General features: G+C 66.4%; 20 protein-coding genes. 7 read left to right on the top strand and 13 right to left on the bottom strand.

What is annotated here, in order from left to right:
- The first annotated feature begins 183 nt into the window (after positions 1-183).
- Both Q1V78_RS05130 and Q1V78_RS05125 read left to right on the top strand, forming a co-directional pair.
- Entirely contained in the window at positions 184-1,647 is a 1,464-nt protein-coding gene (locus Q1V78_RS05130; protein WP_300612343.1) for an FAD-dependent oxidoreductase, read from the top strand.
- Positions 1,648-1,824: 177 nt separating this feature from the next.
- A complete protein-coding gene (locus Q1V78_RS05125) occupies positions 1,825-2,388 on the top strand; it encodes a GNAT family N-acetyltransferase (RefSeq protein WP_300612341.1) in 564 nt (187 codons plus the stop codon).
- Between the two features lie 7 nt (positions 2,389-2,395).
- On the opposite strand, the gene Q1V78_RS05120 is transcribed toward Q1V78_RS05125, so the two are convergent.
- Both Q1V78_RS05120 and purT read right to left on the bottom strand, forming a co-directional pair.
- On the bottom strand, positions 2,396-3,289 hold the full coding sequence (locus Q1V78_RS05120; protein ID WP_300612339.1) for a rhodanese-related sulfurtransferase: 894 nt from the start codon (positions 3,287-3,289) through the stop codon (positions 2,396-2,398).
- 67 nt (positions 3,290-3,356) lie between these two features.
- The gene (gene purT, locus Q1V78_RS05115; RefSeq protein ID WP_300612337.1) at positions 3,357-4,670 is read right to left on the bottom strand and encodes a formate-dependent phosphoribosylglycinamide formyltransferase; all 1,314 of its coding nucleotides are present in this window, start codon (positions 4,668-4,670) and stop codon (positions 3,357-3,359) included.
- A gap of 163 nt (positions 4,671-4,833) precedes the next feature.
- On the opposite strand from purT, the gene Q1V78_RS05110 reads away from it, so the two are divergent.
- Positions 4,834-5,289 carry a Rieske (2Fe-2S) protein gene (locus Q1V78_RS05110; protein ID WP_300612335.1) on the top strand — a complete coding sequence of 152 codons (456 nt, stop codon included), beginning with the start codon at positions 4,834-4,836 and terminating at the stop codon, positions 5,287-5,289.
- 35 nt (positions 5,290-5,324) lie between these two features.
- Here Q1V78_RS05110 and Q1V78_RS05105 read toward each other — a convergent pair whose 3' ends face one another.
- Genes Q1V78_RS05105 through Q1V78_RS05095 form a run of 3 tightly spaced genes read right to left on the bottom strand, consistent with a single transcriptional unit; the run spans position 5,325 to position 7,883 of the window.
- Positions 5,325-6,443, bottom strand: a complete 1,119-nt coding sequence (locus Q1V78_RS05105) for an ATP-binding cassette domain-containing protein (RefSeq protein ID WP_300612333.1) — start codon at positions 6,441-6,443, stop codon at positions 5,325-5,327.
- Positions 6,444-6,447: 4 nt separating this feature from the next.
- Positions 6,448-7,140: an energy-coupling factor transporter transmembrane protein EcfT gene (locus Q1V78_RS05100; RefSeq protein ID WP_300612331.1), complete on the bottom strand. Its 693-nt coding sequence runs from the start codon at positions 7,138-7,140 to the stop codon at positions 6,448-6,450.
- Positions 7,137-7,883 (bottom strand): ECF transporter S component, encoded by a 747-nt coding sequence (locus tag Q1V78_RS05095; RefSeq protein ID WP_300612329.1) that lies wholly within the window; start codon positions 7,881-7,883, stop codon positions 7,137-7,139. Before Q1V78_RS05095 ends, Q1V78_RS05100 begins: the two co-directional genes overlap by 4 nt.
- Positions 7,884-8,338: 455 nt before the next feature.
- On the opposite strand from Q1V78_RS05095, the gene metE reads away from it, so the two are divergent.
- The gene (gene metE, locus Q1V78_RS05090) at positions 8,339-10,621 is read left to right on the top strand and encodes a 5-methyltetrahydropteroyltriglutamate--homocysteine S-methyltransferase (RefSeq protein WP_300612327.1); all 2,283 of its coding nucleotides are present in this window, start codon (positions 8,339-8,341) and stop codon (positions 10,619-10,621) included.
- A gap of 102 nt (positions 10,622-10,723) precedes the next feature.
- Here the strand turns inward: metE and Q1V78_RS05085 are convergent, their stop codons facing one another.
- Both Q1V78_RS05085 and Q1V78_RS05080 read right to left on the bottom strand, forming a co-directional pair.
- A complete protein-coding gene (locus Q1V78_RS05085) occupies positions 10,724-12,295 on the bottom strand; it encodes an alpha/beta fold hydrolase (RefSeq protein WP_300612325.1) in 1,572 nt (523 codons plus the stop codon).
- Between the two features lie 197 nt (positions 12,296-12,492).
- Positions 12,493-13,629, bottom strand: coding sequence for a nucleoside hydrolase (locus Q1V78_RS05080; protein ID WP_300612323.1), 1,137 nt, complete (start codon positions 13,627-13,629; stop codon positions 12,493-12,495).
- A gap of 123 nt (positions 13,630-13,752) precedes the next feature.
- Here Q1V78_RS05080 and Q1V78_RS05075 point away from each other — a divergent pair, with 123 nt between their 5' ends.
- Positions 13,753-14,982: a YibE/F family protein gene (locus Q1V78_RS05075; protein ID WP_300612321.1), complete on the top strand. Its 1,230-nt coding sequence runs from the start codon at positions 13,753-13,755 to the stop codon at positions 14,980-14,982.
- A 10-nt stretch (positions 14,983-14,992) separates the two neighbouring features.
- Positions 14,993-16,789 carry a choline/carnitine O-acyltransferase gene (locus Q1V78_RS05070; RefSeq protein WP_300612319.1) on the top strand — a complete coding sequence of 599 codons (1,797 nt, stop codon included), beginning with the start codon at positions 14,993-14,995 and terminating at the stop codon, positions 16,787-16,789.
- A 472-nt stretch (positions 16,790-17,261) separates the two neighbouring features.
- Here Q1V78_RS05070 and Q1V78_RS05065 read toward each other — a convergent pair whose 3' ends face one another.
- Genes Q1V78_RS05065 through Q1V78_RS05055 form a run of 3 tightly spaced genes read right to left on the bottom strand, consistent with a single transcriptional unit; the run spans position 17,262 to position 20,430 of the window.
- Positions 17,262-17,771, bottom strand: coding sequence for a hypothetical protein (locus tag Q1V78_RS05065; protein ID WP_300612317.1), 510 nt, complete (start codon positions 17,769-17,771; stop codon positions 17,262-17,264).
- Complete coding sequence (locus tag Q1V78_RS05060; RefSeq protein WP_300612315.1) at positions 17,752-19,041, bottom strand: adenylosuccinate synthase; 1,290 nt, start codon at positions 19,039-19,041, stop codon at positions 17,752-17,754. The genes Q1V78_RS05065 and Q1V78_RS05060 overlap by 20 nt, the downstream gene beginning before the upstream one ends.
- Positions 19,042-19,092: 51 nt before the next feature.
- Positions 19,093-20,430: a sodium/glutamate symporter gene (locus Q1V78_RS05055; RefSeq protein ID WP_300612313.1), complete on the bottom strand. Its 1,338-nt coding sequence runs from the start codon at positions 20,428-20,430 to the stop codon at positions 19,093-19,095.
- A gap of 101 nt (positions 20,431-20,531) precedes the next feature.
- Between Q1V78_RS05055 and Q1V78_RS05050 the strand changes: the two genes are divergently transcribed.
- Positions 20,532-21,410 (top strand): diacylglycerol kinase family protein, encoded by an 879-nt coding sequence (locus Q1V78_RS05050; RefSeq protein WP_300612311.1) that lies wholly within the window; start codon positions 20,532-20,534, stop codon positions 21,408-21,410.
- Between the two features lie 12 nt (positions 21,411-21,422).
- On the opposite strand, the gene Q1V78_RS05045 is transcribed toward Q1V78_RS05050, so the two are convergent.
- From Q1V78_RS05045 to fbaA, 3 genes are all read right to left on the bottom strand, one after another.
- On the bottom strand, positions 21,423-22,724 hold the full coding sequence (locus Q1V78_RS05045) for an aromatic acid exporter family protein (RefSeq protein WP_300612309.1): 1,302 nt from the start codon (positions 22,722-22,724) through the stop codon (positions 21,423-21,425).
- Positions 22,725-22,789: 65 nt separating this feature from the next.
- Positions 22,790-23,251, bottom strand: coding sequence for a DUF3151 domain-containing protein (locus tag Q1V78_RS05040; protein WP_300612307.1), 462 nt, complete (start codon positions 23,249-23,251; stop codon positions 22,790-22,792).
- A 71-nt stretch (positions 23,252-23,322) separates the two neighbouring features.
- Complete coding sequence (gene fbaA, locus Q1V78_RS05035) at positions 23,323-24,357, bottom strand: class II fructose-bisphosphate aldolase (protein ID WP_300612305.1); 1,035 nt, start codon at positions 24,355-24,357, stop codon at positions 23,323-23,325.
- Positions 24,358-24,493 lie beyond the last annotated feature (136 nt).

Raw genomic sequence — 24,493 nt, 5'->3', positions numbered from 1 at the left:
ACACTAAACCGCCGAGGCGCCAGGTTGCAAGCAATTTCAGCAAAGCCAATTGCGTTAACTAGACAATGCTGTCTACACTCTGTTGTGATCCACCCCCCAGAATCTCGCAATCCCCTCACGGTGGGATTAGCTTGGTGGGTGAAGAATATGCACTTAGAACCAACGATTGGACCCTGAATAAAAGTGTCAGACGCAGCAAAGACCACTCGTCCGCTCCGCATCGCGGTCATCGGATCCGGCCCAGCCGGCATTTATGCATCCAACGCCCTCGCCAAGGCCACCATCCCGGAGGCTAGCGGAGACGTCGCCTTCGACGGCGTGAGCGTGGACATCTTCGAGCGCATGCCAGCCCCATTCGGGCTCATCCGCTACGGCGTCGCACCCGACCACCCCCGTATCAAGGGCATTATCCGCTCCCTGCACCGCGTCCTCGACCAGCCGCAGATCCGCCTGTTCGGCAACGTCAACATCGGCGAGGATGTCACCCTCGAGGAACTCAAGCAGCACTACGACTCCGTCATCTACGCCACCGGCGCGACCAAGGACCGCGACCTCAACCTGCCGGGCGCAGAAGCCTCCCACGGTGGCGCTGAGTTCGTCGGCTTCTACGACGCCAACCCGAAGTTCTCCGAGGACTGGAACCTGGACGCCGAGTCCGTCGCCGTCATCGGCGTGGGCAACGTCGGCCTCGACGTCGCGCGCGTCATCGCGAAGACCGGCGACGAGCTGCTCACCACCGAAATCCCGGACAACGTCTACGAGTCCCTGAAGAAGAACAAGGCCAAGGAGGTCCACCTCTTCGGCCGTCGCGGCCCCGCCCAGGCGAAGTTCACCCCACTGGAGCTGAAGGAGCTCAGCTACTCCGACAACATCCAGGTCATCGTCGACCCGGAGGACATCCAGTACGACGCCGCCTCCGAGGAGGCCCGCCGCGGCTCCAAGATCACCGACATGGTCTGCTCCCTGCTGGAGCAGTACGCCATCGCCGACCCGGGCGAGGAGCCGCACCGCGTCTACATCCACTTCTTCGAGTCTCCGAAGGAGATCAAGACGGACGCTGAGGGCAATGTCACCGCCCTGGTCACCGAGCGCACGAAGCTCAACGGCGACGGCTCCGTCTCCACCACCGGCGAGACCCGCGAGTGGCCGGTCAGCGCGGTCTACCGCACCGTCGGCTACAAGTCCGACCAGCAGGCCGACCTGCCGTGGGACGAGAAGGAGAACGTCCTGCCGAACGTCGGCGGCCGCGTCCTCGCCGAAGGCCCCACCGCGGACGGCATCGCGGGCGTGCCGGGCAGCGCTGACCCGGAGGCGGAGAAGCGCGAGACCCTGCCGGGCGTGTACGCCACCGGCTGGATCCGCCGCGGCCCCGTCGGCCTGATCGGTAACACCAAGGGTGACGCCAACGAGGCCGTCGATAACCTCCTGACCGACATCGCAAAGGGCATCGGCTTCCAGCCGGCCAAGCCGGAGCTGGAGAGTGTTGAGGAGCTGCTGCGCTCCAAGAACATCTCCTGGACCGACTGGGAGGGCTGGTACGCCCTGGATAAGCACGAGCGCGAACTCGGCGAGGCCGAGGGCCGCGAGCGCAAGAAGGTCCGCGAGTGGAACGAGATGCACCACCACTCCAAGTACACCGGGGAGTAAGCATCCCCCTAGTCGGAGCGGCAGCAAAGGCCGCACCGACCGCACCCCCACGCACACGGGGAGAGCCCAGGCCCAGTATTTAGCAAAAACTAACATTTCTACTGCAAAGGCACAGCTCTACCCCCGTTTTGCGTGGGGCTTTCCTTTCCCCTTCAGAGCCCTTGTGGCTTAGGTAACATGCGATTCATGACTCTGGAAAACGACGCCGTAGAAGAAGGCCCAAAGGTCTACATCACCGGACGAACCCTGCTGTCCATGCCTGCGTACCAGGTCCACGCCCTCTACAAGCTGCGGGTGGACGTCTTCGTTAACGAACAGCGCGCCGCATTCCCGGAGATCGACGACCAGGACGCCCTACCGGAGACCCACCACCTGCTGGCCTACGTCCACCCCGGCAGCGGCCCGGACTACCCGTGGGGCACCGCCGACCCCGGCTCCCCCATGCGGCTCGCGGGCACCGTGCGCGTCTTCGGACCACCGGAAGAGCAGCACATCGGCCGCCTCTGCGTCCACCCGGACCTGCGCGGCTACGGGATCGCGCACAACCTTGTCGCACGCTCCCTGGAGGTCGTCCGCGAGCGCGCGGCAGCCCTGGACCCCACGACCCAGAAGGCGGTCGTGAAGATCGAAGCACAGAGCCACTCTGTGCCCTTCTACGAGGGCTACGGTTTCGCCACCGTGGGCGAGCCCTTCGACGTCGAGGGCATCGATCACGTGGAGATGCAGCTCGAGCTCGACTAGCCGGCGGCTAGCACTCCCCGCAGGTCACCGCCGGGTCGGCCGCGCAGTCCTCGCACAGCAGGATCTGTTCGCGGCACTCGGAGTTCTCGCAATTGTGGAAGGTATTCGTCGCCGCCCCGCAGTTCTTGCAGAAGCCGAGCTGCTTCGCATCCTCGGAGAACTCCATGTGCATGCGCTTGTCGAAGACGTACAGTGAGCCCTCCCAGAGGCCCTTATCCCCGTACTTCTCGCCGTAGCGGACGATGCCGCCGTCGATCTGATAAACCTCCTCGAAGCCGCGGTTCTTCATCAGCGCGCTGAGGACCTCGCACCGGATCCCGCCCGTGCAGTAGCTAACGACCGGCTTGTCCTTCATCCAGTCGTACTTGCCGCTCTCCAGTTCCTTGATGAAGTCGTGGGTGGTCTCCACGTCAGGGACGACGGCGTTCTTGAACCGGCCGATTTCGGCCTCCATCGCGTTGCGTCCGTCGAAGAAGACGACGTCGTCGCCGCGCTCCTCGACCAGCTTGTTGACCTCTTCCGGCTTCAGGTGGGTCCCTCCCCCGATGACGCCGTTCTCATCCACCTTCAGCTCGCCCGGCGCGCCGAAGGCGACGATCTCTTCGCGCACCTTGACGGACAGGCGCGGGAAGTCCTCGGCCCCGCCCTGCGACCACTTGAACTCCATGCCCTTGAAGCCGGGGTATTCGCGGGTGCGGCGCGCGTACTGCTTGCAGGCGTGCAGGGAGCCGCCCACGGTGCCGTTGATGCCGTGTTCGGAGATGAGGATGCGCCCGGTCAGGCCGAGGTTTTCGCAGAGCTGCTTCTGCCACAGCATGATCGCCGTGGGGTCCGCGATGGGCGTGAACCAGTAGTACAGCAGGATGCGGGATTCTTTGAGGTCGGTCGCGCTAACAGCCATGCCTCAAAGTGTAGCCCCACCAGCGGGGACGCCCTAAACCGCCGGGAGCTGCACCAACGGTGCCGGGCTAGTCCACCGCGGGCTGCTCGCCCGTCGGCAGGTCGGCCTCATCCTCGGTCGAGTTGCTGGCGTCCTCGGCAGTCGCGCGGTCCTCGTGGGTGGCCTCCGCTGCCCGCATTTTGATGGCCCCGGCGGCATCGGCGGCGCGGTCGCGGGCGTCCTCGATCGTCTCCGCGGTGGAGACGGCCACGCCCATGCGGCGTCGGCTGTAGCCGACCGGCTTTCCGAAGAGGCGGACCTTCGTCTCCGGGACGGCGAGCGCCTCGGCCAGGCCGTGATACTCCACCGCAGCACCTTCCGGCAGGTCCTCGCAGAGGATCACGGCGGAGGCTCCCGGAGAGATCAGCGTGGTGTCGATCGGCAGGCCCAGCACGGCGCGGGCGTGCAGCTCGAACTCGCTGCAGCGCTGCGTGCCGATGGTCACCATGCCCGTGTCGTGCGGCCGCGGGGAGACCTCGGAGAAGTACACATCATCACCCTTGATGAACAGCTCCACGCCGAACACTCCCCGGCCGCCCAGGGCGTTGGTCACGCGTGCCGCCACCGAGCGGGCATTATCCAGCGCGGAATCCCCCATCGTCGCCGGCTGCCAGGACTCCACGTACTTGCCGAGGTCCTGGCGGTGGCCGATGGGCTCGCAGAACCACGTGGCGGGCTGGCCGCTAACCGGGTCGATGCTGCGCACCGTGAGCAGGGTGATCTCGTAGTCGAAAGGGACGAACTGCTCGACGATGACCTTCTCGCAGTTCACGCGCACGTCAGAGAGCGCGAAGTCCCAGGCGGCGTCGAGCTCGTCCGCGCTGGCCACGTAGCTCTGGCCGCGCCCCGCGGAGGACACGACTGGCTTGACCACGCACGGGAAACCAATCTCCTCGGCCGCGGCGTGCAGCTCCTCCGGGGTGGCTGCGAAGCGGTGCACGCCCGTGGGGATACCCAGCTCCTCGCTGACCATCGTGCGGATCTTCTCGCGGTCCATCGTCAGCTGCGCGGCTCGCGCCGTCGGGGCGACGGTGACGGTCCCCTCGGCTTCCAGCTCGGCGAGGACGTCCACCGCCAGCGCCTCGATTTCCGGGACCACGATGTGCGGGCGGACCTCGGTGATGAGTTCGCACAGCGCGTCGCCGTCCATGAGATCCATGACGTGCGCGTGATTGGCCACGTTGTGTGCGGGCGCGCCCTGGTAGCGGTCCACGGCGTGCACCTCCACGCCGAACCGCTGGAGGGCGATGGTCAGCTCGCGGCCGAGCTCCCCGGCTCCCAGGATCATGACGACTGTCGCGCAGTCACTATTGGGGGTGCCGATCGCTTGTGGGGTGTACATGAAGCGCAATTCTAGCTGGCAACGCGGGCGCGTCTAATCCGCTTTCGTGATCCTCAGGCACCCGGGTAGCGATCCCGGGGCTTAAGAACTGCGCAGACGCAACCCCAGACCCGGGCACCGTGCACAAGTGGCTTTGGCGTTCTGAGGTGCCCATAATGGAGCCATGAGCTCGCAGTTTTCCAACCCCCAGCCCACCCCCGATTCAGCCTCCGGCGCCGGCCAGTTCTCCTGTTCCCGCCGCAGCCTGCTGCGCGGTGCGGCGCTGGCCACGGCGGCCACGGCCGCGGGCGCGCTGCTCGCGGCCTGCGCGGGCGAGGAAACCGTAGCGAAGGCCGCGAAGGCGGATATCCCGGTCGGCGGGGCAAAGATCATCGATAACTGGATCATCGCGCAGCCGGAGAAGGATAAGTTCATGGCCTACTCCACCGAGTGCCCCCACGCCCGCGGCCGCATCGACGAGATCGCCGAGCAGGACGGCATGACCGTCGCGATCTGCCCGAAGCACGGCTCGGTCTTCGACACCGCCACCGGCGATGTGGTGGAGGGCCCCTCCCGCGACCCGATGGCCCTGGCCCGCGACGTTCAGGTCAACGAGGACGCCGTCGAGGTCATCAATTAGTCGCGTTCCCTCCCAGGAGCCGTGGCGCCGGCGCTTTAGTCCTGCGCGATGACGATCGAGCGGTCGCTCACCGCGTCCGCCACCCGCTGGTCGTGGCAGGTCCACAGCACCGCGGGCTTCCGATCCAGGCGCACGAAGGCGTCGATGCCCTCCAACAGCTTGCGGTGGCCCTCCACGTCCAGGCCCACCGTGGGCTCGTCGAGCAGCAGGACGTCCGGCTGGCCGGCCATCGTCGCAGCCACCAGCACCAACCGGCGGTCGGAGGTGGGAACGTCCAGGGGGTGCTCCTCGGCCCATTTCTCCAGGCCGAAGATTTCCAGCGCCTCCCGGTCGCCGGCGACCTCGTCGATCACGCGACGGTAGAGGAAGGACTGGTCCAGCGCGGTGGGCGCCCAGCCGCAGCGGCCGGCCGTGATGTTGCCCTCGTAGTCCACCAGGCCAAGTGCCGCCAGCATCAGGGAGGTCTTGCCGCAGCCATTGGGCCCGGCGATGTGGGTGACCTGGCCTGCCGGAGCGTCCACCGTAAACGGCCCCAGGCCACGGACCCGGACGTCCCGGGCGGACAGCGCGATCCGCTGCGTGGCGACGTCCTCGTCACTGGCGTGACCACTGACCTCGTCGTCGCTGGTACGGGGCGGAAAACTCGGCAGGTCGAACTCCGGAATCGGCCGCTGACGCAGCTCGCCGTCGGAGAGCTGGAACTGCTGGGTGGCAGCCTCCGAGACCGCGGACGGGCGGCGATCGTAGACGGTGACCTCGCCGGGATAGGCGTCCAGCACCTCGGCGAGCTGGTTGACCGCGGCCGTATCCAGCCCATCCAACGGGCAGTCGAGAACCAGGGCGCCGGGGCGGGTCAGCAGCGCCTGGGCGATCGCCATGCGGCGGGTCTGCCCGGTGGACAGCCGCATCGGGTCCTGCGCCGCGACGTGCTGCAGGCCCCAGGTCTGCAGGGCCTGATCCACGCGGGGGCGCATCTGCTCCCGTGGCACGCCCTGCTGCTCCATGCCGAAGGCCAACTCCTCGGCCACCGTGGCGCGCAGCAGCGAGATGTGGGCGGAAGCGTTGTTCCCCACCCACGCGGCCCCAGTGGCCTCCGCGGTCTGCCAGGCGTGATCCGAGAGTCCATCGCCCCAGATAAAGCGGGTCACTGGCATGGCGTTAGCTCACTCCAATCCACACGATGGCCACGCAGGTGGCGGCGATCAACACCCAGCGCAGGGCGCGCTGACCGGCCGGGTTAGCCACGGGGTTGAGCACGGTGCGCGGGCCGGGTTCCCCGATCCCGGTGCGCTGCAGGGGCCGGGCGCGCTGTGCGGCGTCGTCCACCAGCCCCACGATCAGGGGCATCACGAAATTCAGCTTCCCGCGCACCCCGGCGGTGTTAACCCCCCGGACGGTAAACATCTGATTCAGGGTCTCCACCCGGGCACGGGCCATCGGGTACAGCCGGATGGTGGAGCCCACGACGTAGACGATTTTGGCGGGGAACTGCTCCTGCATCGCCCGCATCAACCGGTCCCCGTCCACGAAGGAACCGAGGGTCAGGCCAATCGCCGCGGCTCCAAAGAGGCGCAGGGAAAGCAAGCCCGCAAGCTGCATGCCGTCGGAGGTCAGCGGGCCGAAGACCGAGTGCTGACCAAACGGGGCATGCATCAAAAACAGGCCCACGGTAGTCGGGACCGCCAGCAGCACCGCCGCGAACAGCGGGCCACGAGCGGGCCGAGAGAACACCGCGAGCAGGGTGGCAAGAACCAACGCGGTGACCGAGACAAGCAGCTTGTGGGCCAGCAACACCACGACCACCGCGCAGATGGCGGCGGTTAGCGGCGTATAGGGGTGAAGTTTTCTCACTTGCTTTCGGGGCTGAAGGTCAGGCGGGTGCGCTTCGGCAGCCAGCGCAGCACCAGCCACACGATGGTGAAGACGATGGGCTTATCGATCGGATCGGAGGTCCAGGACTGCAGGAATACGGCAGTCAGCTGGTCGAAGCCCAAGCTGCGGTAGGCCGTAACCAGCAGGCCCGTTCCGGTACCCGCGGTGCCACCGAAGATGAAGGAGGCCACCGGCGCGGAGAGCAAAGCCGTGATGAAACCGACCACGAGGCCTGCCCCGCCCACGCGCCACCACGCGCCGACGAAGAGCTTGCGCAGCAGACCGGAGGCCACTCCGACGAAGGCATAGGCCGCCGCAAAGGGCACGACGGTCGGGTTGAAGGTGCCCCACACCAGGGAGCTCAGCACACCGGTGACCAGGCCCGCCCAGGGGCCGGCGAGCGCGCCGACCAACACGGTGCCGATGGAGTCCATGTACAGCGGCAGCGGCAGACCCATGGTGCCGATGACCTGGCCGGTGATGATGTTCAGCGCCAGAGCGACTGGGATCAGCGAGAGGGTGCGCACCGGCAGCTGCGGCACGACTGCGATCAGGGCGAGGATCGCTGGGACGAGGAATCCCACGAGCGCGATCGTGGAGCTGCGGGAGTCAGCCAGCGACTCCCAGTTCGAGTCCGTGGGCTGGGAGATGACGAGGGTCAACCACGTCGCGGCGATGATGAGAACCGCCAGGCCAAGGAGGCTTTTTTGCATGCGTGACATAGCTATTCCAAATAGGGTTGAAGTGATCCCCGAAAAGCCTATGTCACCTCGGCGCGGGAAACGTAGAAAGTTGCCCAACATCGTTGTCGATGGACTTAAGTGTCGTCAAATGATCACGCCGGGCTTGCCGGGCGGCCGGGCGGGGTGAATGCCGCGTTCAACCTGACTGGTCGAGCACTGTTTCTTACACAGCAGTTGACAGACCAAGTTGTCTAGTGTTTCATATCACTCAACGCACAACGGTTCGCCGCGAGCACCTGCCGACCCCTGGAGCCCCGGACACGGTCGGTAGGAACCGTTGGTTTTGCCTGAGATATCTGCCTAGCCACCACTCTGTGGGCCACCACCGCCACAGCTGCTAGGGCATATCACCCGGGGTTTCATGCTTTCTTGCGCCTTCGGGTTGGGCACGACCGCTGTGTGAGTCACCAACACCAACCACGAAGAAGGAAAACATGACTTTCCACGCAACCACCGCCGGGGTCCCACGCATCGGACCTGATCGCGAGCTCAAGAAGGCGCTCGAGGCCTACTGGCGCGACTCCGCCACCGGCCGCGACCTCGCCGGCACCGCCACCCGCCTGGTCAACGACTACACCGACGGCCTGGTCAACGAGGGCCTCGACTCCGCTCCCTTCCAGGGTCGCTCCTACTACGACGCCATCCTCGACACCTCCGCGATCCTCGGCGCACTGCCGGAGCGCGTCGCCGAGATCAGCGACCACGAGAACGATGGCCTGCCGCAGTTCATCGACCGCCTCTTCGCCGCCGCCCGTGGCACCGCCGAGCTGCCGGCCTCCGCGATGACCAAGTGGTTCGACACCAACTACCACTACATCGTCCCGGAGCTGTCCGCTGACCAGGAGTTCCGCCTCGAGGACAGCGCCTGGCTCGACGACATCCGCGACCAGGTCAACCGCCACGGCGACAAGGTCCGCCCGGTCCTCGTCGGCCCGTTCACCTACCTGGCGCTGGCCCGCTCCACCGACGGCTCCAACCCACTGGAGCACCTGGAGTCCCTCTTCGAGACCTACGGCCGCCTGCTGCCGCGCATCGCTAACCGGGGGGTCACCTGGCTGCAGCTCGACGAGCCTTCCCTGGTCACCGACGTCGACCCGGCCACCCTCTCCCGCGTCAAGGCTGGCTACAAGAAGCTCACCAAGGTCGCCCACGACGCCGGCCTGAAGCTGCTGGTCCAGACGTACTACGGCGACGCCGACCAGGCCATCAAGACCCTCAGCGGCCTGGGCATCGACGCCTTCGGAGCCGACCTCGTCGCTGGTGGCAAGGAGCTGCCGAGCTGGACCGGCGAGGAGCTGCTGGTCGCCGGCGTCGTCGATGGCCGCAACATCTGGCGCACCGACCTGGACGCCGCCCTGGAGACCCTGAAGGCACTGGCCGAGCGCGGCCCGGTCGCCGTCTCCACCTCCGCGTCCCTGCTGCACGTGCCGTACACCCTGGCCCGCGAGACCACCCTGGGCGACGAGCTGCGCAGCTGGCTGGCATTCGGCGAGGAGAAGATCCGCGAGGTTGCCCTGCTCTCCCGCGTCCTGCGCGGCGAGGGCACCGAGGCCGACGAGAAGGCGCTGGCCGAGGCCCGCGAGGCCGTTCAGTCCCGCGCGACTTCCAAGCTGACCCACAACGACGAGGTCCGCGAGCGCACCGCCAAGATCACCGAGGAGAACCGCCACCGCGGTGACATCGAGGAGCGCCGCAAGGCTCAGCAGGAGGAGCTGAACCTCCCGCCGCTGCCGACCACCACGATCGGCTCCTTCCCGCAGACCACCCAGATCCGCCAGGCGCGCGCGAAACTGCGCAAGGGCGAGATCACCGAGGAGCAGTACACCCAGGCGATGCGCGACGAGATCGCGGACGTCATCGAGCGCCAGGAGAAGCTGGACCTAGACGTCCTCGTCCACGGTGAGCCGGAGCGCAACGACATGGTGCAGTACTTCTCCGAGCAGCTGGAGGGCTACCACTCCACCGAGCACGCGTGGGTGCAGTCCTACGGTTCCCGCTGTGTCCGTCCGCCAATCCTGTTCGGCGACGTCCGTCGTCCGGAGCCGATGACCGTCTCCTGGTTCGAGGAGGCCCAGAAGCTGACCGACAAGCCGGTCAAGGGCATGCTCACCGGTCCGGTGACGATGCTCGCGTGGTCCTTCGTCCGCGACGACCAGCCGCTGGGCGAGACCGCCGACCAGGTTGCCCTGGCACTGCGCGACGAGATCGACGACCTCGTCTCCGCCGGTGCGAAGGTTGTCCAGGTCGACGAGCCGGCCATCCGCGAGCTGCTGCCGCTGCGCGAGGCTGAGCAGCCGGCGTACCTGAAGTGGGCCGTGGGCTCCTTCCGCCTGGCTACCTCCGGCGTGGCTCCGAAGACTCAGATCCACACCCACATGTGCTACTCCGAGTTCAACGAGCTCATCGGCACGGTCGGCGACCTCGACGCGGATGTCACCTCCATTGAGGCTGCCCGCAACGGCATGCAGGTACTCGCCGCTCTGCACGAGGCGGGCTACGACCTGGGTGTCGGCCCGGGCGTGTGGGACATCCACTCCCCGCGTGTCCCGAAGCAGGAGGAGGTAGACCAGCTGCTGGCCGATGCGCTGGCTAACGTCGCCCCAGAGCTGCTGTGGGTCAACCCGGACTGTGGCCTGAAGACCCGTGGCTGGGAGGAGACCACCGCCAGCCTCGAGGTGCTGGTCGACGCCGCGAAGAAGGCGCGCGCCACCCTCTAAAACCCACGCTCTAGACCCCGCGCTGGGTTAAGCATTCGGCCCCGCGCTGCAGGAGAAACTTCCTGCGGCGCGGGGCCGAAAGCCATGCCCTAGAGCGTGTGGCTAGCCGTTGAAGTAGGCGCTGACCTTATCGGCGACCTTCTCCGGCGCAACGAGCATCACGCCGTGGGCGTGGCCCGGCACCTGCACGGCCTCGCCACCCAGGGCCTTCTGCATCTTCCAGATGGCGTCGCCGGTGACCGCCGAATCATTTTTGAATCCCACGTGCAGGGGCTTGGTCTCCAGCTTCTCGCCGTTGATTGGTGCTCCCGGGTGCGGCAGCGGCCAGCCCGCGCAGACGCGCCCCGAGCCGAGGTTGCCCTCGATCGCGGAGATCGAGTCGCCGCCGGTGAGCTCATCGATGAACAGCTGCGGCAGCATCTCGGGCTTGGTCGGCGTGGCGTTGTCGTTGCAGACGATTGAACGTTCCACGGAGCCCAGGGAGGTCATCTGCTCCAGCAGGCCCATCGTCTCTTCCTCGGAGAGCTCCTTGCCAGTCACGGGGTTGATAGGCCGACCGTTCGGCCCCAGTTCCTGGCTCGCCATCTTCGGCGGCTTGCCCGTGCGGATGTACTCGGCGAGCTTCGGGCGCATCTCCGGGTTATACAGCGCCCCGAAGTAGGTGAAGGTGAACAGCGGGGAGGTCAGCGTGGCCTGCTGCTTGCCCTTGGCTAGCGTGACCATGGCCGAGCCGAGTCGCCACGCGGGCGGCAGCGCCTGGTTCGCGGCGGGCAGCGCGATGTTGGCGTGCTCCTTCAACCCCGCTGGCAGGTCTCCGATCTCGGCCGGTGGCGGCGTGACCTGCGCGGGCGCCCCGCTTTCCTTATCAATGACGGCTGACCAGCGCTGGTAGACCTGCAGCGGCGTGGTGCCCAGGTGGTACTCATCGTCTCGGTCGGCGATCCACTGGAAGACATCGTGCAGCCCGTCGCGGCGCCAGGACTCGCGGTCGCGGCCGGTCTTGAACCAAAGGCTCTCCGGGCTCGCGGAGCTATCGATCAGCGCCTTGCCGGTGTGCTGCGGGAACATCGTGGCGTAGGTGCCCATGAGGACCCCACCGTAGGAGACGCCGTAGAGGTTGAGGCGCTCCTCCCCCAGCAGCTGGCGGGCTCGGTCGAGGTCGCGGGCGGTGTTTGCGGTGGTGACCTGCTGGGAGTAGCCGGGCTGCTCGAGGTTGCACAGGTCGCGGAAGAGCCCGGCGGCCATCGTCGGGATCACACCGCTGGCGAGGTGCCCGTAGCTACAATTCAGCGCCTCCCCGTGGGCGAGGCCGCGGGGCTGGACCGCGATGAGGTCATAGTGCTTCTGCACGTCGGCGGGGATCTTGACCCGCTGCCTATTGAGCTTGTCTGGGGCACCGTTGTCCGCGAACATCTCCAGCGCGCTGCCGCCCGGGCCGCCTGGGTTACCAGCGATGACGCCGCGCTTGGCGCCGGTCGCCGGGATCTTGCTCATCGTGAGCGTGATCTTCTGCCCATCGGGCTGCGAGTAGTCCATCGGCACCTGGAACTCCGCGCACTTCGCCCGCTTCGTGACGAAGACGTCCGCAGGGCAATCGCCCCAGGAAAGTTGCTGTGTCTCCGCGGTCGCCGCCGGGGCGACCAGGGCGCTGAGTAGTCCAAGGCCTCCCAGCATTCCTGCAATCTTGTGGCCTACTCGCATTAAGGGGCTGCTCCTCACCGTATTGTTTCTCGTCCTTGTCATTTCTCAGCCACGCCCTCGCCGTTGAACCCGCGTTATTGCGTCTTGGCGCGTTGCCCTTGGCTACAAGCGACCTGATACTTCGCGGTGCAAAGTCTAACAAGAGCCCCGGACACGCCGCCGGTGAAGCCTCAGAGCTCGCCGGCCAGCAGCTCACCGAAGCGTTCCAGCACCCCGCCCGCGTCCAGGCGTCCCAGCACCCGCGCATTCGGGGTGAGCTGCTGGCCGAAGGGCGGGTTTGGGTCGAAGGCGAGGGTCGCACCCCGGGTGAGTTCGGAGTCGGCCTCCACGTCCACGTGGAACTCAGTTGCCTCGAAGCCCACGTCCTCCAGCAGCACCATCGCGGCTGCAAGGTCGTGGATCTGTGCCTGGTAGCCGACCCCGACCTGCTCGTGGAACTCGAAATAGAACTCAACCGCGGCGGTCAGCAACTGGCCGAGCTGCGACTCCGCCTGCGCGCCCTCCTGGTCGCCTCGATGGCCATCTGCTTGGGCGCCATCGAGCCCGCCAACCCAGTCGCGGAGCCGCTCCGGGGAGAGCAACACCTGCTCAGTCATGTTCAGCGGGGCGATCACGGGCAGGGGTGCGCCCTCGGGCCAGTGCTGCAGGGAATACTTCAGCGCGTGCGGGTCCACCCACGCGTTCCACTCCGCGACCGGGGTGGTATTGCCGGGATACCCAAATGCCCCGCCCATGATGACCACCTGGCATCCCCGCAGCACCTCCGGGGCGTGCTCCACCGCCCAGGCCAGGTTCGTCGCAGGCCCACACACCAGCAGGTGGGTGGGCTGCGCATCCGCCCAGTGGGCCACCGCCGCGACCGCGGTGCCATCCGGTGTGCTACCGCCCGGCGTGAGGGGCGCTTCAGCCTGCCCTAGCGATCCCTCCGCCTGCACCCGCCGGGCGTCGCCGGACTCTCCCAGCCAGTAGCCCAGCCCCCGCGGCCCATGGGTCTCCGGCGTCGTCACCAAAGGCAGCACCCGCGGGTGCGCAGCCCCGATCGTGATCTTCGGGATTGAAGTATCCGAACCACCACCGCGTTGGGCGCGGTGACGTCCTAATAAAAAAGGTCCCCACTGCTGGGCGGCGACCCGGAAGACTTCCGCAGAATTACGGGCGGCGTCATCGGCAGTGCAGTTGCCGGCACTGGTGGTCACCGATAGGTCGATCCAGCCGGCCAGATGCAGCCGGTAGAGGTAGACCAGGGCCAGGGCATCGTCGATGCCGGTGTCCACGTCGGCAACGACCGTCAAGGAAGGTGTGCTCACAACCTTTCACGCTACCGATCGCCACGACCGCCGGGTAAGGTACACCAAAGTTAATGGGAATACTTTTTATTTACCCGGCGCGCACGCGATCGCCCGCGCGCCTATTTTAGCGAGGGATACCCCGTGGCCAAGCACCATAAGAAAACGACGCAGCGGTGGAGCACACCCCAGTGGGTGCTGGCCATCGGCCTGGCGGTATTCGCCATCGCCACCCTCGCCGCCCTCGTCGTGCAGTGGCCGCACAGCAGCGAGGAACCCAAGGTCACCCCGGCGTACCAGAACTCCGGCTACGCCGGGCCGCTGACCAGCGGCGAGGTTTTCTTCACCCGCGCCGCGAAGTGCGGGGCCACCGAGATCGGCGTGACCAGCGAGGCGATCCCGGAGGATAAGAACACCTTCGCGGAGAAGCACTGCACGCAGGTCATCGTCCGGCTTACCGACGGCGCCGACGAGGGCAAATACACCGCACTGGAGTCCCGCCACATGCCCGGCGAACCGGAGCTGCATGAGGGCGATAGCATCAAGCTAATCCACAGCCACGGCACCTACGCCTTCCAGGACTACGACCGCACGGGCCCGCTGTGGGCGTGGGTGCTGGCCACGATCGTGCTGATCATCGCGGTCGGCCGCTGGCGCGGGCTTCGGGCCCTCGTGGGGCTGGCGATCACGATGGTGATGATCCTCGCCTTCCTGCTGCCCGCGTTGCTGCGGGGTGGCTCCCCGCTGTGGTTGGCGGTGACGACGGCGGCGACCGTCATCCTCCTTGTCGTCTTCTTGGTTCACGGGGTGAACTGGAAATCCGCGGCCGCGATGGGTGGCTCCCTGGTGGCGGTGGCCATCGCCACGGCGCTATCGGGGTTGGCCATCGACTCCACCTCCCTGCGAGGATTGGGGGATGAATCGAATCTGCAGATCCTGCTCTACCTGCCGGAGCTGGACATCACCGGGCTGATGCTGGCCGGGATGATCATCGGCGCGCTGGGCGTACTCAACGACGCCACGATCGCGCAGGCTTCCACGATCACGGAGCTCAAGCGGGCCGAGCCGGATGCCTCGGCCTGGCAGCTCTTCCGCAACGCCATGCGGGTCGGTGAGGACCACATCGCCTCGATGGTCTACACCCTGGTGCTGGGGTACGCGGGTGTGGCGATCCCAATGATGCTGCTGCTGAGCATCTCCGGTCGGCCGATCGAGCAGGTGCTCACCTCGGACGTGATGGCCACCGAGCTGCTGCGCTCCGTCACGGGTGCGATCGCGTTGCTGCTGGCGATTCCGCTGACCACCGCCATCGCGGCTGTGACCGCGGACCCAAACAGCAGGGATTCGGGGCACGCGCATATCCACAGCCATTAGGATTAAATTCATGACGAATAACCCGGTATCCAATGCTGCAATCTTGAAGCCTCTGCCGCTGCCGGAGCTGGAGGACACCCTGGGTCGGTTGCGCCATGTGGTCAGCGCCGTGGCCAGCAACGATCAGCTGGTTCACACCGACGAGGCCATCGCCGATTTCAAGCAGCAGGAGGGGCCGCGCCTGCAGGCTCAGCTGCGGGAGTTCGCCGAAGAGCAGGAGGCCGAGAACTCCAGCTGGCTGGCCGAGCAGTGGCTGGATGACTACCTCGACGTCCGCACCTCCCTCCCGGTGACCACGAACGTCGGTTTCCAGGCACGCATCGACGTCGCCGGCGAGGGTTTGGATCGGGTGGCTCGCGTCATCCGCCGCATTGCGGAGGTGCACCTGATGCAGGCGCGCGGGCAGATGCCGGAGGAGCGCGACTTCCTCGATAACCCGCTGAGCTCCACGCAGTGGCGTTGCTTCAACGGTGGCCTGCGCCACCCGAATGTGGATCGCGACGAGATCCTGCGCTGCACGAAGGGGGCGCGCAGCCGCCGGATCGGCGTGCTGCATGAGGGACGCATGTGGAATGTCCCCATCTCCGACGGCAGCGGGCATGCCCTGTCCATCTCCACGATCCGCGCCGCGCTTGGCAAGATCGTCGATGCCCCTGCCCCGGAGGCCGAGGAGGGCAGCGACGCGGCGCTCGCCGCGCGCACGGGTTTTGCGGACATGAGCTACCTGGGCTCGGGCCTACTGGCGGAACCCTTCAACGAGATGATCCGCGACCGAGATAACGCCGAGACCTACGACCAGCTGCGCGACCAGCTTTTCAACGTCACCCTCGACTCGACCCGTGGCTCTGAGGAGGAGCTGCTGCGCCGCGCTGCGTTTAGCACCGGGCTGGCCTGGGTTTACAAGCCGATCACCTACGTGATCAGCACCGTGCAGAACTTCCAGGCGATGCACGTGGAGCACTCCACGGTGGACGGCGCGACCCTGGTCACGGCGCTGCGGCGCATCCAGGAGGTCAAGGTCAAGGACGAGGCTCCGGGTTCGCCGGCGCTGGCCCGCCCCGAGGAGCTGACCTGGGTTCGGGTGCCGGAAGAGCTGGCGAGCGTGGGCACCTCGGGTGGAGCGAGTGTTGGTGCGGAGCCGGAGCTGCGCATTGTGGATGCCCCTCGCCTGCCGCAGGATGAGATTCCCTTCAAGTTCAGCGCCGATGCGATGGGCCAGCTGATCCTCACCTTGGCTCAGGAGCTGACCTTTGGTCGCATCCGCGGGGTGTACGAGGCCGTGGACATGCGGGAGTACAAGGCCGGGCGCACGGAGTGCCTGCGCGCCGCCACCCCGGAGGCCGTGGCCTTCGCCAAGGCCCTCATCAAGACCGAGGACGCGGAGGCCGCTGCGGAGAATGCGGAGCTCCGCGAGAAGCTGGACGCGGTGCTGGCCGCCCACCGGGGGTGGGTGAAGAGCTGCAAGGCGGGCGCGGGTATCGACCGCCACCTGTGGGCGCTGAACTTCACCGCCCGGAAGTCCGAGGAGGGCACGGACGGCATCTCCCTGCTCAAGGACGAGGGGGTAGCGCTCGCGCTGCGAGACTTCCTCTCCACGACGTCGGTGGGTTCGGCGGATCAGCTGATTCGCTATGCCTTCGCACCGAGCGTCGCCGAGGGATTCGGCGTGAACTACACGCCGAATCAGGACCACATCGAGTACCTGGTGAGCTACAGCGAGAGCGCGGAGGACCCGCAGTGGTTCCTGGAGAATCTCGCGACCGCCGGGCAGCTGCTCGCCGACTACCTGGCTGCACTGAAGAAATAGCTTCCTCAATAGGGCCGCTGCGGATGGTCCGCGGTGGCCTTTATCTTGCACGCCAGCTTACTAATCCCCCTTAGCTCCTATTTCAAAAGCAGCATTCGAATTGCCTTGGCTTGTGTCACATTGATGAATAGCGATAAAGATCAATCGGAATAATCGGGGAGAAGCAAGGCCGTCCCCAGTCATCTGGTGACGAGACGAGGGACCTGGCCGCCACGGGCAGGGGTAGAAGAAGCTTTCCGCCCATGCCCACGTCGACGTAGCCTAACGTTGCCAGGAGCGTGGTGCGGAATCGGATTAGAAGCAGTTGCACCTTTACAGGCAAGCTCAAGAACGAATGCCAGGGTGCGGGTTGCTAATCCTGGTGCCCAGATCTCCCCACCGGTCACCGTGAAAACGCGACAGTGGGACGGACCGCCGCCCTCAGTCCGCTTTAAGCTTCAAGAACGTCCAGCCTCACTTGCGGAAGTACTAGTTAGAACAGCCGCCGGGCGAGCTGCGCGGCCTCATCCGGGGTCAGCGCCGCGCCGGCGGCCTTACCCATGGCGGGTCGTGTCGATTCATCGGCACTGGCCCGCCATTTTTGCTGTGCGGAATCGGTGTCTGTGGCGGGTTCCGTGGCGGCGCTATCGGCCGCGACGGGGTCCGCGGAATCGGCGGCGCCATCGGCGGAGGCATCAGAACCGTCCGCTACATCAAAGGCCACATAGACGTGGGTTTCCACCGCGTGCTGCACCTGGATCCACTCCAGGCCGGCCGCTGGGGGCGCCTGGAGCGCGGCCGTCAGCAGCTGATGTAGCTCCGAGAGATCCCCCACCCGGTGGGCGAAGCCATTGGAGGCGGCGAAGACCCAGTCGGTTTCCCGACTGGGCACGCTGTCCGGCTCGCCGCGCTCGGCCGCGGGCGCCTGCCCCGGCATGCCCTCCGGCGCGCTGCCGGCCCCCTCGCCCGGCTCGTGGGCCCCGCTAATCCTTGAGGATGTCATTGATCACGATAGTCTGATCGCGACCCGGGCCCACGCCGATGTAGGACATGCGGCAGCCGGAGAGCTCCTCCAGGCGCTTGACGTAGTCCTGAGCCTTCTCCGGCAGCTCCTCGAAGGTGCGGCAGCCGGTGATGTCCTCGTCCCACGCTGGCATCGTCTCGTAGATCGGGGTGGCGTGGTGGAACTCGGTCTGGGTCATCGGCATCTCGTCGTGGCGCACGCCGTCGACGTCGTAGGCCACGCAGATCGGGATCTCACCGATACCGGTGAGGACGTCCAACTTCGTCAGGAAGTAGTCCGTGAAGCCGTTGACGCGGGAGGCGTAGCGCGCGATGACGGAGTCGTACCAACCGCAGCGGCGCGGGCGGCCGGTGTTCACGCCGACCTCGCCACCGGTGGTCTGCAGGTACTCGCCCCACTTGTCGAAGAGCTCCGTCGGGAACGGGCCGGCACCAACGCGGGTGGTGTAGGCCTTGATGATGCCCAGGGAGCTGGTGATGCGGGTCGGGCCCACGCCCGAGCCCACGCAAGCGCCACCGGTGGTCGGGTTCGAGGAGGTGACGAACGGGTAGGTGCCGTGGTCCACGTCCAGCATGGTGGCCTGGCCGCCCTCCATCAGCACGCGCTCGCCCCGGTCCAGGGCCTCGTTGAGGACCTTCGAGGAATCGATGAGCATCGGGGCCAGGCGGTCCGCGTAGGACAGGAAGTACTGCACGACCTCCTCCGGCTCGATCGCGCGGCGGTTGTACATCTTCACCAGCATCTGGTTCTTCTTATCCAGCGCGGATTCGATCTTCTGGCGCAGGATGGACTCGTCCAGCAGATCCTGGGCGCGGATGCCGATGCGGCCAACCTTGTCCTGGTAGGTCGGGCCGATGCCGCGGCCGGTGGTGCCGATGGCCCGCTTGCCGAGGAAGCGCTCGGAGACGCGGTCGATCGCCACGTGGTACGGGGCGACGAGCTGAGCGTTGGCGGAGACGCGCAGGTGGGAGGTGTCCGCACCGCGGGCCTCCAGGCCGTCGATCTCCTCGAACAGGGCCTCCAGGTTCACCACGCAGCCATTGCCAATGATGGAGGTCGCATTGTCGGAGAGGATGCCGGCTGGCAGGAGCTTCAGCTCGTACTTCTCCCCTCCCACGACGACGGTGTGGCCAGCGTTGTTACCGCCGTTGGGCTTGACGACGTAATCGACCCGGCCACCCAGGATGTCCGTCGCCTTACCCTTGCCCTCATCGCCCCACTGGGCACCGACAACGATGATTGCTGCCATTTGACTTCTCTTGTCCTCGCTTATTGGGGGTAGTCCAACTCACACATCATACTACGAGGTCGCAGCGCGGCTCTTCTTCAGCGCGATCATCGGCGGGATCAGCAGGACGAGCCCGGCGATCGCCGCCACGCCACCGAAGAGCCAGACCATGCCAGCGATGATCGCAATCGGGGCCAGGATGGCCGCCGCGATCTCGAAGGGCGCGAAGCCCACATAGGCCATCGCGTACTCCTCCAGGGTGCCGGAGCGCATCTCCGGGTCCACGATCTTCAGCACGGCGATACCCGTTGCCACCGAGGCGGTAGCCCAGCCCCAGGTGAACACCGAGCGCTCGAACCAGCCGTGATCGAAGGTGCGCGGGCCGACGTAGAAGAACATAAAGAGGCAGAAGGCCAGGCCCAGGACGAACAGGATGATCAGCGGCACCATGTAGCTCGCGACCACGGCCGGGATGATCGAGGCGATGCCCACGGCGACCAGGAAGTCCGTGGACGCGCCGGACACCGAGCCCATCAGCTTGTTGTCGATGTAGTGCGGCGCCTTGAGCAGGTGCAGCAGACCCACCACAGCCAGGCCCACCAGGAAGGCCATCGCGAACAGCGGGAAGCTCAGGCCCGGGAAGGTGTTGTTGACCCAGTCGGTCAGGATGTTGCCCAAGAACAGCACGAGGGTCAGTACGGCGATGTGCAGCGCGATCGGCTCGATCGAGGACGGGCTGGTGGTCGCACGACCAACGCTGGCCCCCTGCCCTGGCAGGGAGATGATACCGGTGCGCATGTCCTCCGGGAGCTTATCGAAGTGCGGCAGCTCGTTGGTGTAGCCCTTCTTCGAGCCCCAGCGGGCGAAGATCACACCACCAATGATCGCGGAGAACATGCCCACCGCAGCAGCGGTGAACCCCAGGCTCGTGGCCTCAGTCATGCCCGCGGAGTCCAGCGCACCACCGACCGCGGCCGCGACACCGAAACCACCGACAAAGCCGACGGGGAGCATGATGCCGAACCAGTCTGGCGTCCCAAACAACGGGGCGAACAAGATCACGCCCAACAGCGCGAAGAAGCCCCACTGGGCGAGGTACATGCCCACCGAGTAGGACCACATCGTGCGCGCACCCTGGCGCACCTTGGCGTCGAAATTCATCGTGAACGGCAGCGCACCGAAGACGACGGCGATGAGGATCGTTGCATAATCCCCGAAGTGCTCGCTGAACTGGATCAGACCCAGCGCGTTGGGCCCCAGCAGCAGGCCCAGCAGGCCCGCGGTGATCGGCGCAGGGATCAGGAGTTTCTGGAACCAGGGGATGAAGCGCCGCATCAGGTTGCCCACGATGAGCAGCACCGAAATCCAGCCGATATCCATCACGACGTCGAAGGGTGTGAAGCTATCCACGTGAATAAATCACCTTTCTTCTCGTACGGGTTTTCGCGGGCAGCTGTCAACGCGTTTGGCTTACTCTCGCGGGGCCTGCCACCCGGGTTAAGCTAAACGCCATGATAGTCGTGTTGCTCACCCCAGAATCCAATTTCACAGAGCAGGACGTCCGCGCTGTCGTCGGCGAGGGCTCAGAAAAGCTGGAGTTTCACGAGGTCTCCACGGTCCCGACCCGCCACGAGCTGAAGGTGCTCAACCCGCTGCCTGAGCTGATCACCGAGCCCACCCCCACGCTCGACGAGATCGCCGCCCAGCCGGACGTGCCGCACCAGGGCGAGCCGCAGCCCGCCCCGCACGTCACCAGCGAGCCGGTGCGGGTAGTCGTTATCGGTGAGGACGCCACCGTGGCCGCCGTGGCTTCCAAACTCATGCGCATCGACGCGCTGTGGGCCCAGCTCGCCTTCGTCCCCACCGGCGGGGAGAGCGCCATCGCTCACAGCTGGGGACTACCCGAGGAACCGGACGCAGCACTGGAGTTCGCGCTCACCGCCCCGCCGGTCCCCACGCCCGTCATTCGCGACGACCACTCCATCGTGGTGCTGGGCAGCGCGGAGCTGACAGGGCCGGAGGGCGGGGAGCTTTTTGGGGAGGTCATCGTGGACTCCGACACGCTTTACCACCACGACCGCGGGGCACGCGGGGACTTCACCCACGGGGTGCGACTGGTGCCGACCCCGTCCGCGCCGGGGATCGCGGCAGTGCAGCTGCCGAGCCCGGAGCAGGTCAAGCGCCTGGAAAAGGCCCGCACGGGTGGCTGGTGGGCGAGGTTTACAGCGGGCTTCCGGCCGCCGGCCGAGCCCACGATCTTGAAGGGCCGGGCGCTGCAGGCCGGCGCCCGGGAGATGACGGTCACCCGCGATACGGTCACGCACCCGCGGCCGCTGAAGGCTGTCACCTTCTACCGGCACCTGCGGGACGGGCAGTTCATCCGCCGCTAGTAGTGGTCGGGATTAATCCTCGTCGAAATCCGGGTCCTCGCCCCAGACCTCCGGCGGGTGCCACGGATTTTTCACCGTAGGCGCCAGGGAGGCCATCGCGGAGGGGCGGGAGTAGCCGCAGACCATCAGCGCATCGACGATCGCGGAGCGCACCTGCGCCACGATCACCAGGCCTGAGAGCCCCTGGTTTGGAATGATCTCCGGCTTGGCCTCCGAAGCGAGCTTCTGCAGCGCACGGATCACCTCCGGGATCTCGACCAGCTCCTGGCGGCTGCCACGGGTGCCGCCCATCGTGTACAGCGCGCCCAGGTGGCCGAGTGCGTCGGAGAGGTCACGGACGACCTCCACGAGTTCCTCCGATACGGGCTCGCCGTCCTCCACCATGATCTCCGCCCGGCGGGCGAGCACCCGTATGTTGCGGACCAGGTTATCCACCGGCAAGAGTGCTCGCTGCATGGAGCGGGAGTGGCGCCGAGCGGACCAGTAGAGCGGGGAAATGGTGACGATCTCGTCGCCGCCCTTGGACTCCGCCATCAGGGAGCTCACCGTGGACTGGGTGCCGCGTGCGGTGTCTAGTGCCTCCGCCAGCGCGTCGCCGTCGCCGAGCTCCATGGCTGCCGCGACCTCGTCGAGCACGAGCGCGGACTTGGAGATCAGAGAGGACAGGTCACGGCGGGCGGCACGCAGCGGAGAGCGGGGCACGATAGCCATGACGAGCATGCCGATCACGCCGCCGATCAGGGCGTCGACCATGCGGTCGGTGGACCCACCGGAGCCGGGCGGCAACAAGGTGGCGATCAGCACCCCGGTGTTCGCCGCCTGCATCGCGACCATCGGGCTACGGTCCACGAAGCTGGCGATGACGATGCCGGTGAAGACGACCACGGCGATCTGCCAATAACCAGCACCGATTTCTCGGATCACGAGGTCGCCGATGCCCACGCCGAGGCTGACCCCCAGCACCAGCTCGAAGGCGCGACGCAGGCGCTTGCCCCCGCTGACCCCCAGGGTGATGATGCCCGCCATCGGCGCGAAGAACGGGTTGTGGTGATCGAAAAGCTCGATCGCGATGAAGTACGCCAGCGCGGCGGCGAGCGCGCACTGGAAGGCGAAGATGATGGAGACCTGCACGCGCGCTAGGCGCTGCTTCGGTGCAATGTCTCGGATGCTGCGCGCGGCGGCCGCGATGCCCGGCCGGCGGCGGATCAGGGCACGCAGCCGGGCCCGTGCGGGGCGGGACTTGGCCTCCTCTTTATCGAGGATTTCGCCCAGGTCCTCCCCCAGCGGGATATCTTTCGGCCGATGCGTGCTCATGCCCTTCAGTGTGCCACGTCCGCCTGTGGCCCTGGGCACGAAGGGCTGAGAGCTAGGGCCCGCCTTTACAGCTTGTCGACGTCCTCGAGGTTCATCGCCGGCACGGCCGCGGGATCGCAGTCGTTGAGCAGGTTGAGGCAGCGGATGACCTCGTCGTCCTCGTTGATGCGCTTCGCAGCGACGGCGAGCGCGCCGATCGCGCGGAGAACGCCCTGGTTGGGGACGTGATCCCACGGCACTGGGCCGGTGCCCCGCCAGCCGTTGCCGCGCAGCGCATCCAGGCCCCGGTGGTAGCCGGTGCGGGCGCAGGCGTAGGCGGTGACCGGCTCGTCGGCCTCGATCAGGCGGAAGGCCAGCGCGGCCCACGCACCGGAGTCCTTCGGGTTGGCCTTCGCGATCTTCGCCAGCGATTCCAGGTCCGCGCCCGCGTCATCGGCGGTGACGGCGCTGGTCAGTTCCTCCGGCAGGCGAACCTCAGGGTGCTCGGCACCGAAGAGATCACGACCGGTACGCAGTTGTTCAGCCATTGGTTCTTCCTCCTGATCAGTTATTGCTTCGGCGCGGGAGCATTCACTGCCCGCACCAGCTGAAGCGGGTTTTACTTGCCCAGCGTGTTGCCTGCAGAGCGCAGGTCCTGGCAGGCCTCGACGATGCGCTCGGACATCGCCTGCTCGGCCTTGCGCAGGTAGGAGCGCGGGTCGAAGACCTTCTTGTTACCGACCTCGCCGTCGATCTTGAACACGCCGTCGTAGTTTTCAAACATGTGGCGGGCAACCGGGTTGGTGAAGGAGTACTGCGTGTCGGTGTCGATGTTCATCTTGATGACGCCGTAGCGCAGGGACTCCTCGATCTTCTCCTTCTCGGAGCCGGAGCCGCCGTGGAAGACGAAGTCGAATGGGTTGGTGCCCTCAGCCAGGCCCAGCTTCTTCTCCGCGACCTTCTGGCCCATGTCCAGGACCTCTGGGCGCAGCTTCACGTTGCCCGGCTTGTAGATGCCGTGGACGTTGCCGAAGGTTGCGGCAAGCAGGTAGCGGCCCTTCTCCCCCAGGCCGAGGACGTCGATGGTCTTCTCGAAGTCCTCTTCGGTGGTGTAGAGGTTTGCGTTCGGGTCGGCGGAGACGCCGTCTTCCTCGCCACCGACGACGCCGATCTCGACCTCGAGGATGATGTTTGCGGCGACGGACTTGTCGAGCAGGTCCCTGGCGATCTGCAGGTTTTCATCGATCGGGGTGGCGGAGCCGTCCCACATGTGGGACTGGAACAGCGGGTTCTCGCCAGCCTCGACGCGCTTGCGGGAGATCTCCAGCAGCGGCAGGACGAAGGTATCCAGCTTCTCCTTCTGGCAGTGGTCGGTGTGCAGCGCGACGTTCACGCCATAGTGCTTCGCAGCCTCGTGGGTGAATGCCGCGAGCGCTTCGGCGCCCGCCACCATGTTCTTCACATTCAGGCCGGAACCGAACTCTGCGCCACCGATGGAGAACTGGATGATGCCGTCAGACTCGGCGTCCGCAAAGCCCTTCAGGGCTGCGTTGATGGTCTCGGAGGAGGTGCAGTTAATCGCTGGGTAAGCGAAGCCACCCTCCTTGGCCTTGTCCAGCATGTCGCGGTAGACGTCCGGGGTTGCAATTGCCATTTTTGCCTCCTATGTGCCGCTTCGGGGCGGCGTGGGCCACCCGCTCAGCATGGTTTACTCACCTGAATTATGCCTTCACTTCATTCTACGCGTCGGCAGCCCCGCCGGTCCCCGCCCGTTTGAGGGGGCACGCAGC

Origin of the sequence: Corynebacterium sp. (genome assembly GCF_030152825.1) — a bacterium.
GTDB lineage: Bacteria > Actinomycetota > Actinomycetes > Mycobacteriales > Mycobacteriaceae > Corynebacterium.
The sequence above is the reverse complement of the archived record's forward strand: the minus strand, read 5'-3'. Positions and strand labels throughout refer to the sequence as shown.

Coding starts and splice junctions, on each gene's coding strand:
- Q1V78_RS05125 (WP_300612341.1), top strand. CDS start 1,825: ATGCGATTCATGACTCTGGAAAACGACGCCGTAGAAGAAGGCCCAAAG.
- Q1V78_RS05120 (WP_300612339.1), bottom strand. CDS start 3,289: ATGGCTGTTAGCGCGACCGACCTCAAAGAATCCCGCATCCTGCTGTAC.
- purT (WP_300612337.1), bottom strand. CDS start 4,670: ATGTACACCCCACAAGCGATCGGCACCCCCAATAGTGACTGCGCGACA.
- Q1V78_RS05110 (WP_300612335.1), top strand. CDS start 4,834: ATGAGCTCGCAGTTTTCCAACCCCCAGCCCACCCCCGATTCAGCCTCC.
- Q1V78_RS05105 (WP_300612333.1), bottom strand. CDS start 6,443: ATGCCAGTGACCCGCTTTATCTGGGGCGATGGACTCTCGGATCACGCC.
- Q1V78_RS05095 (WP_300612329.1), bottom strand. CDS start 7,883: ATGTCACGCATGCAAAAAAGCCTCCTTGGCCTGGCGGTTCTCATCATC.
- metE (WP_300612327.1), top strand. CDS start 8,339: ATGACTTTCCACGCAACCACCGCCGGGGTCCCACGCATCGGACCTGAT.
- Q1V78_RS05085 (WP_300612325.1), bottom strand. CDS start 12,295: ATGCTGGGAGGCCTTGGACTACTCAGCGCCCTGGTCGCCCCGGCGGCG.
- Q1V78_RS05070 (WP_300612319.1), top strand. CDS start 14,993: ATGACGAATAACCCGGTATCCAATGCTGCAATCTTGAAGCCTCTGCCG.
- Q1V78_RS05065 (WP_300612317.1), bottom strand. CDS start 17,771: ATGACATCCTCAAGGATTAGCGGGGCCCACGAGCCGGGCGAGGGGGCC.
- Q1V78_RS05060 (WP_300612315.1), bottom strand. CDS start 19,041: ATGGCAGCAATCATCGTTGTCGGTGCCCAGTGGGGCGATGAGGGCAAG.
- Q1V78_RS05050 (WP_300612311.1), top strand. CDS start 20,532: ATGATAGTCGTGTTGCTCACCCCAGAATCCAATTTCACAGAGCAGGAC.
- Q1V78_RS05045 (WP_300612309.1), bottom strand. CDS start 22,724: ATGAGCACGCATCGGCCGAAAGATATCCCGCTGGGGGAGGACCTGGGC.
- Q1V78_RS05040 (WP_300612307.1), bottom strand. CDS start 23,251: ATGGCTGAACAACTGCGTACCGGTCGTGATCTCTTCGGTGCCGAGCAC.
- fbaA (WP_300612305.1), bottom strand. CDS start 24,357: ATGGCAATTGCAACCCCGGACGTCTACCGCGACATGCTGGACAAGGCC.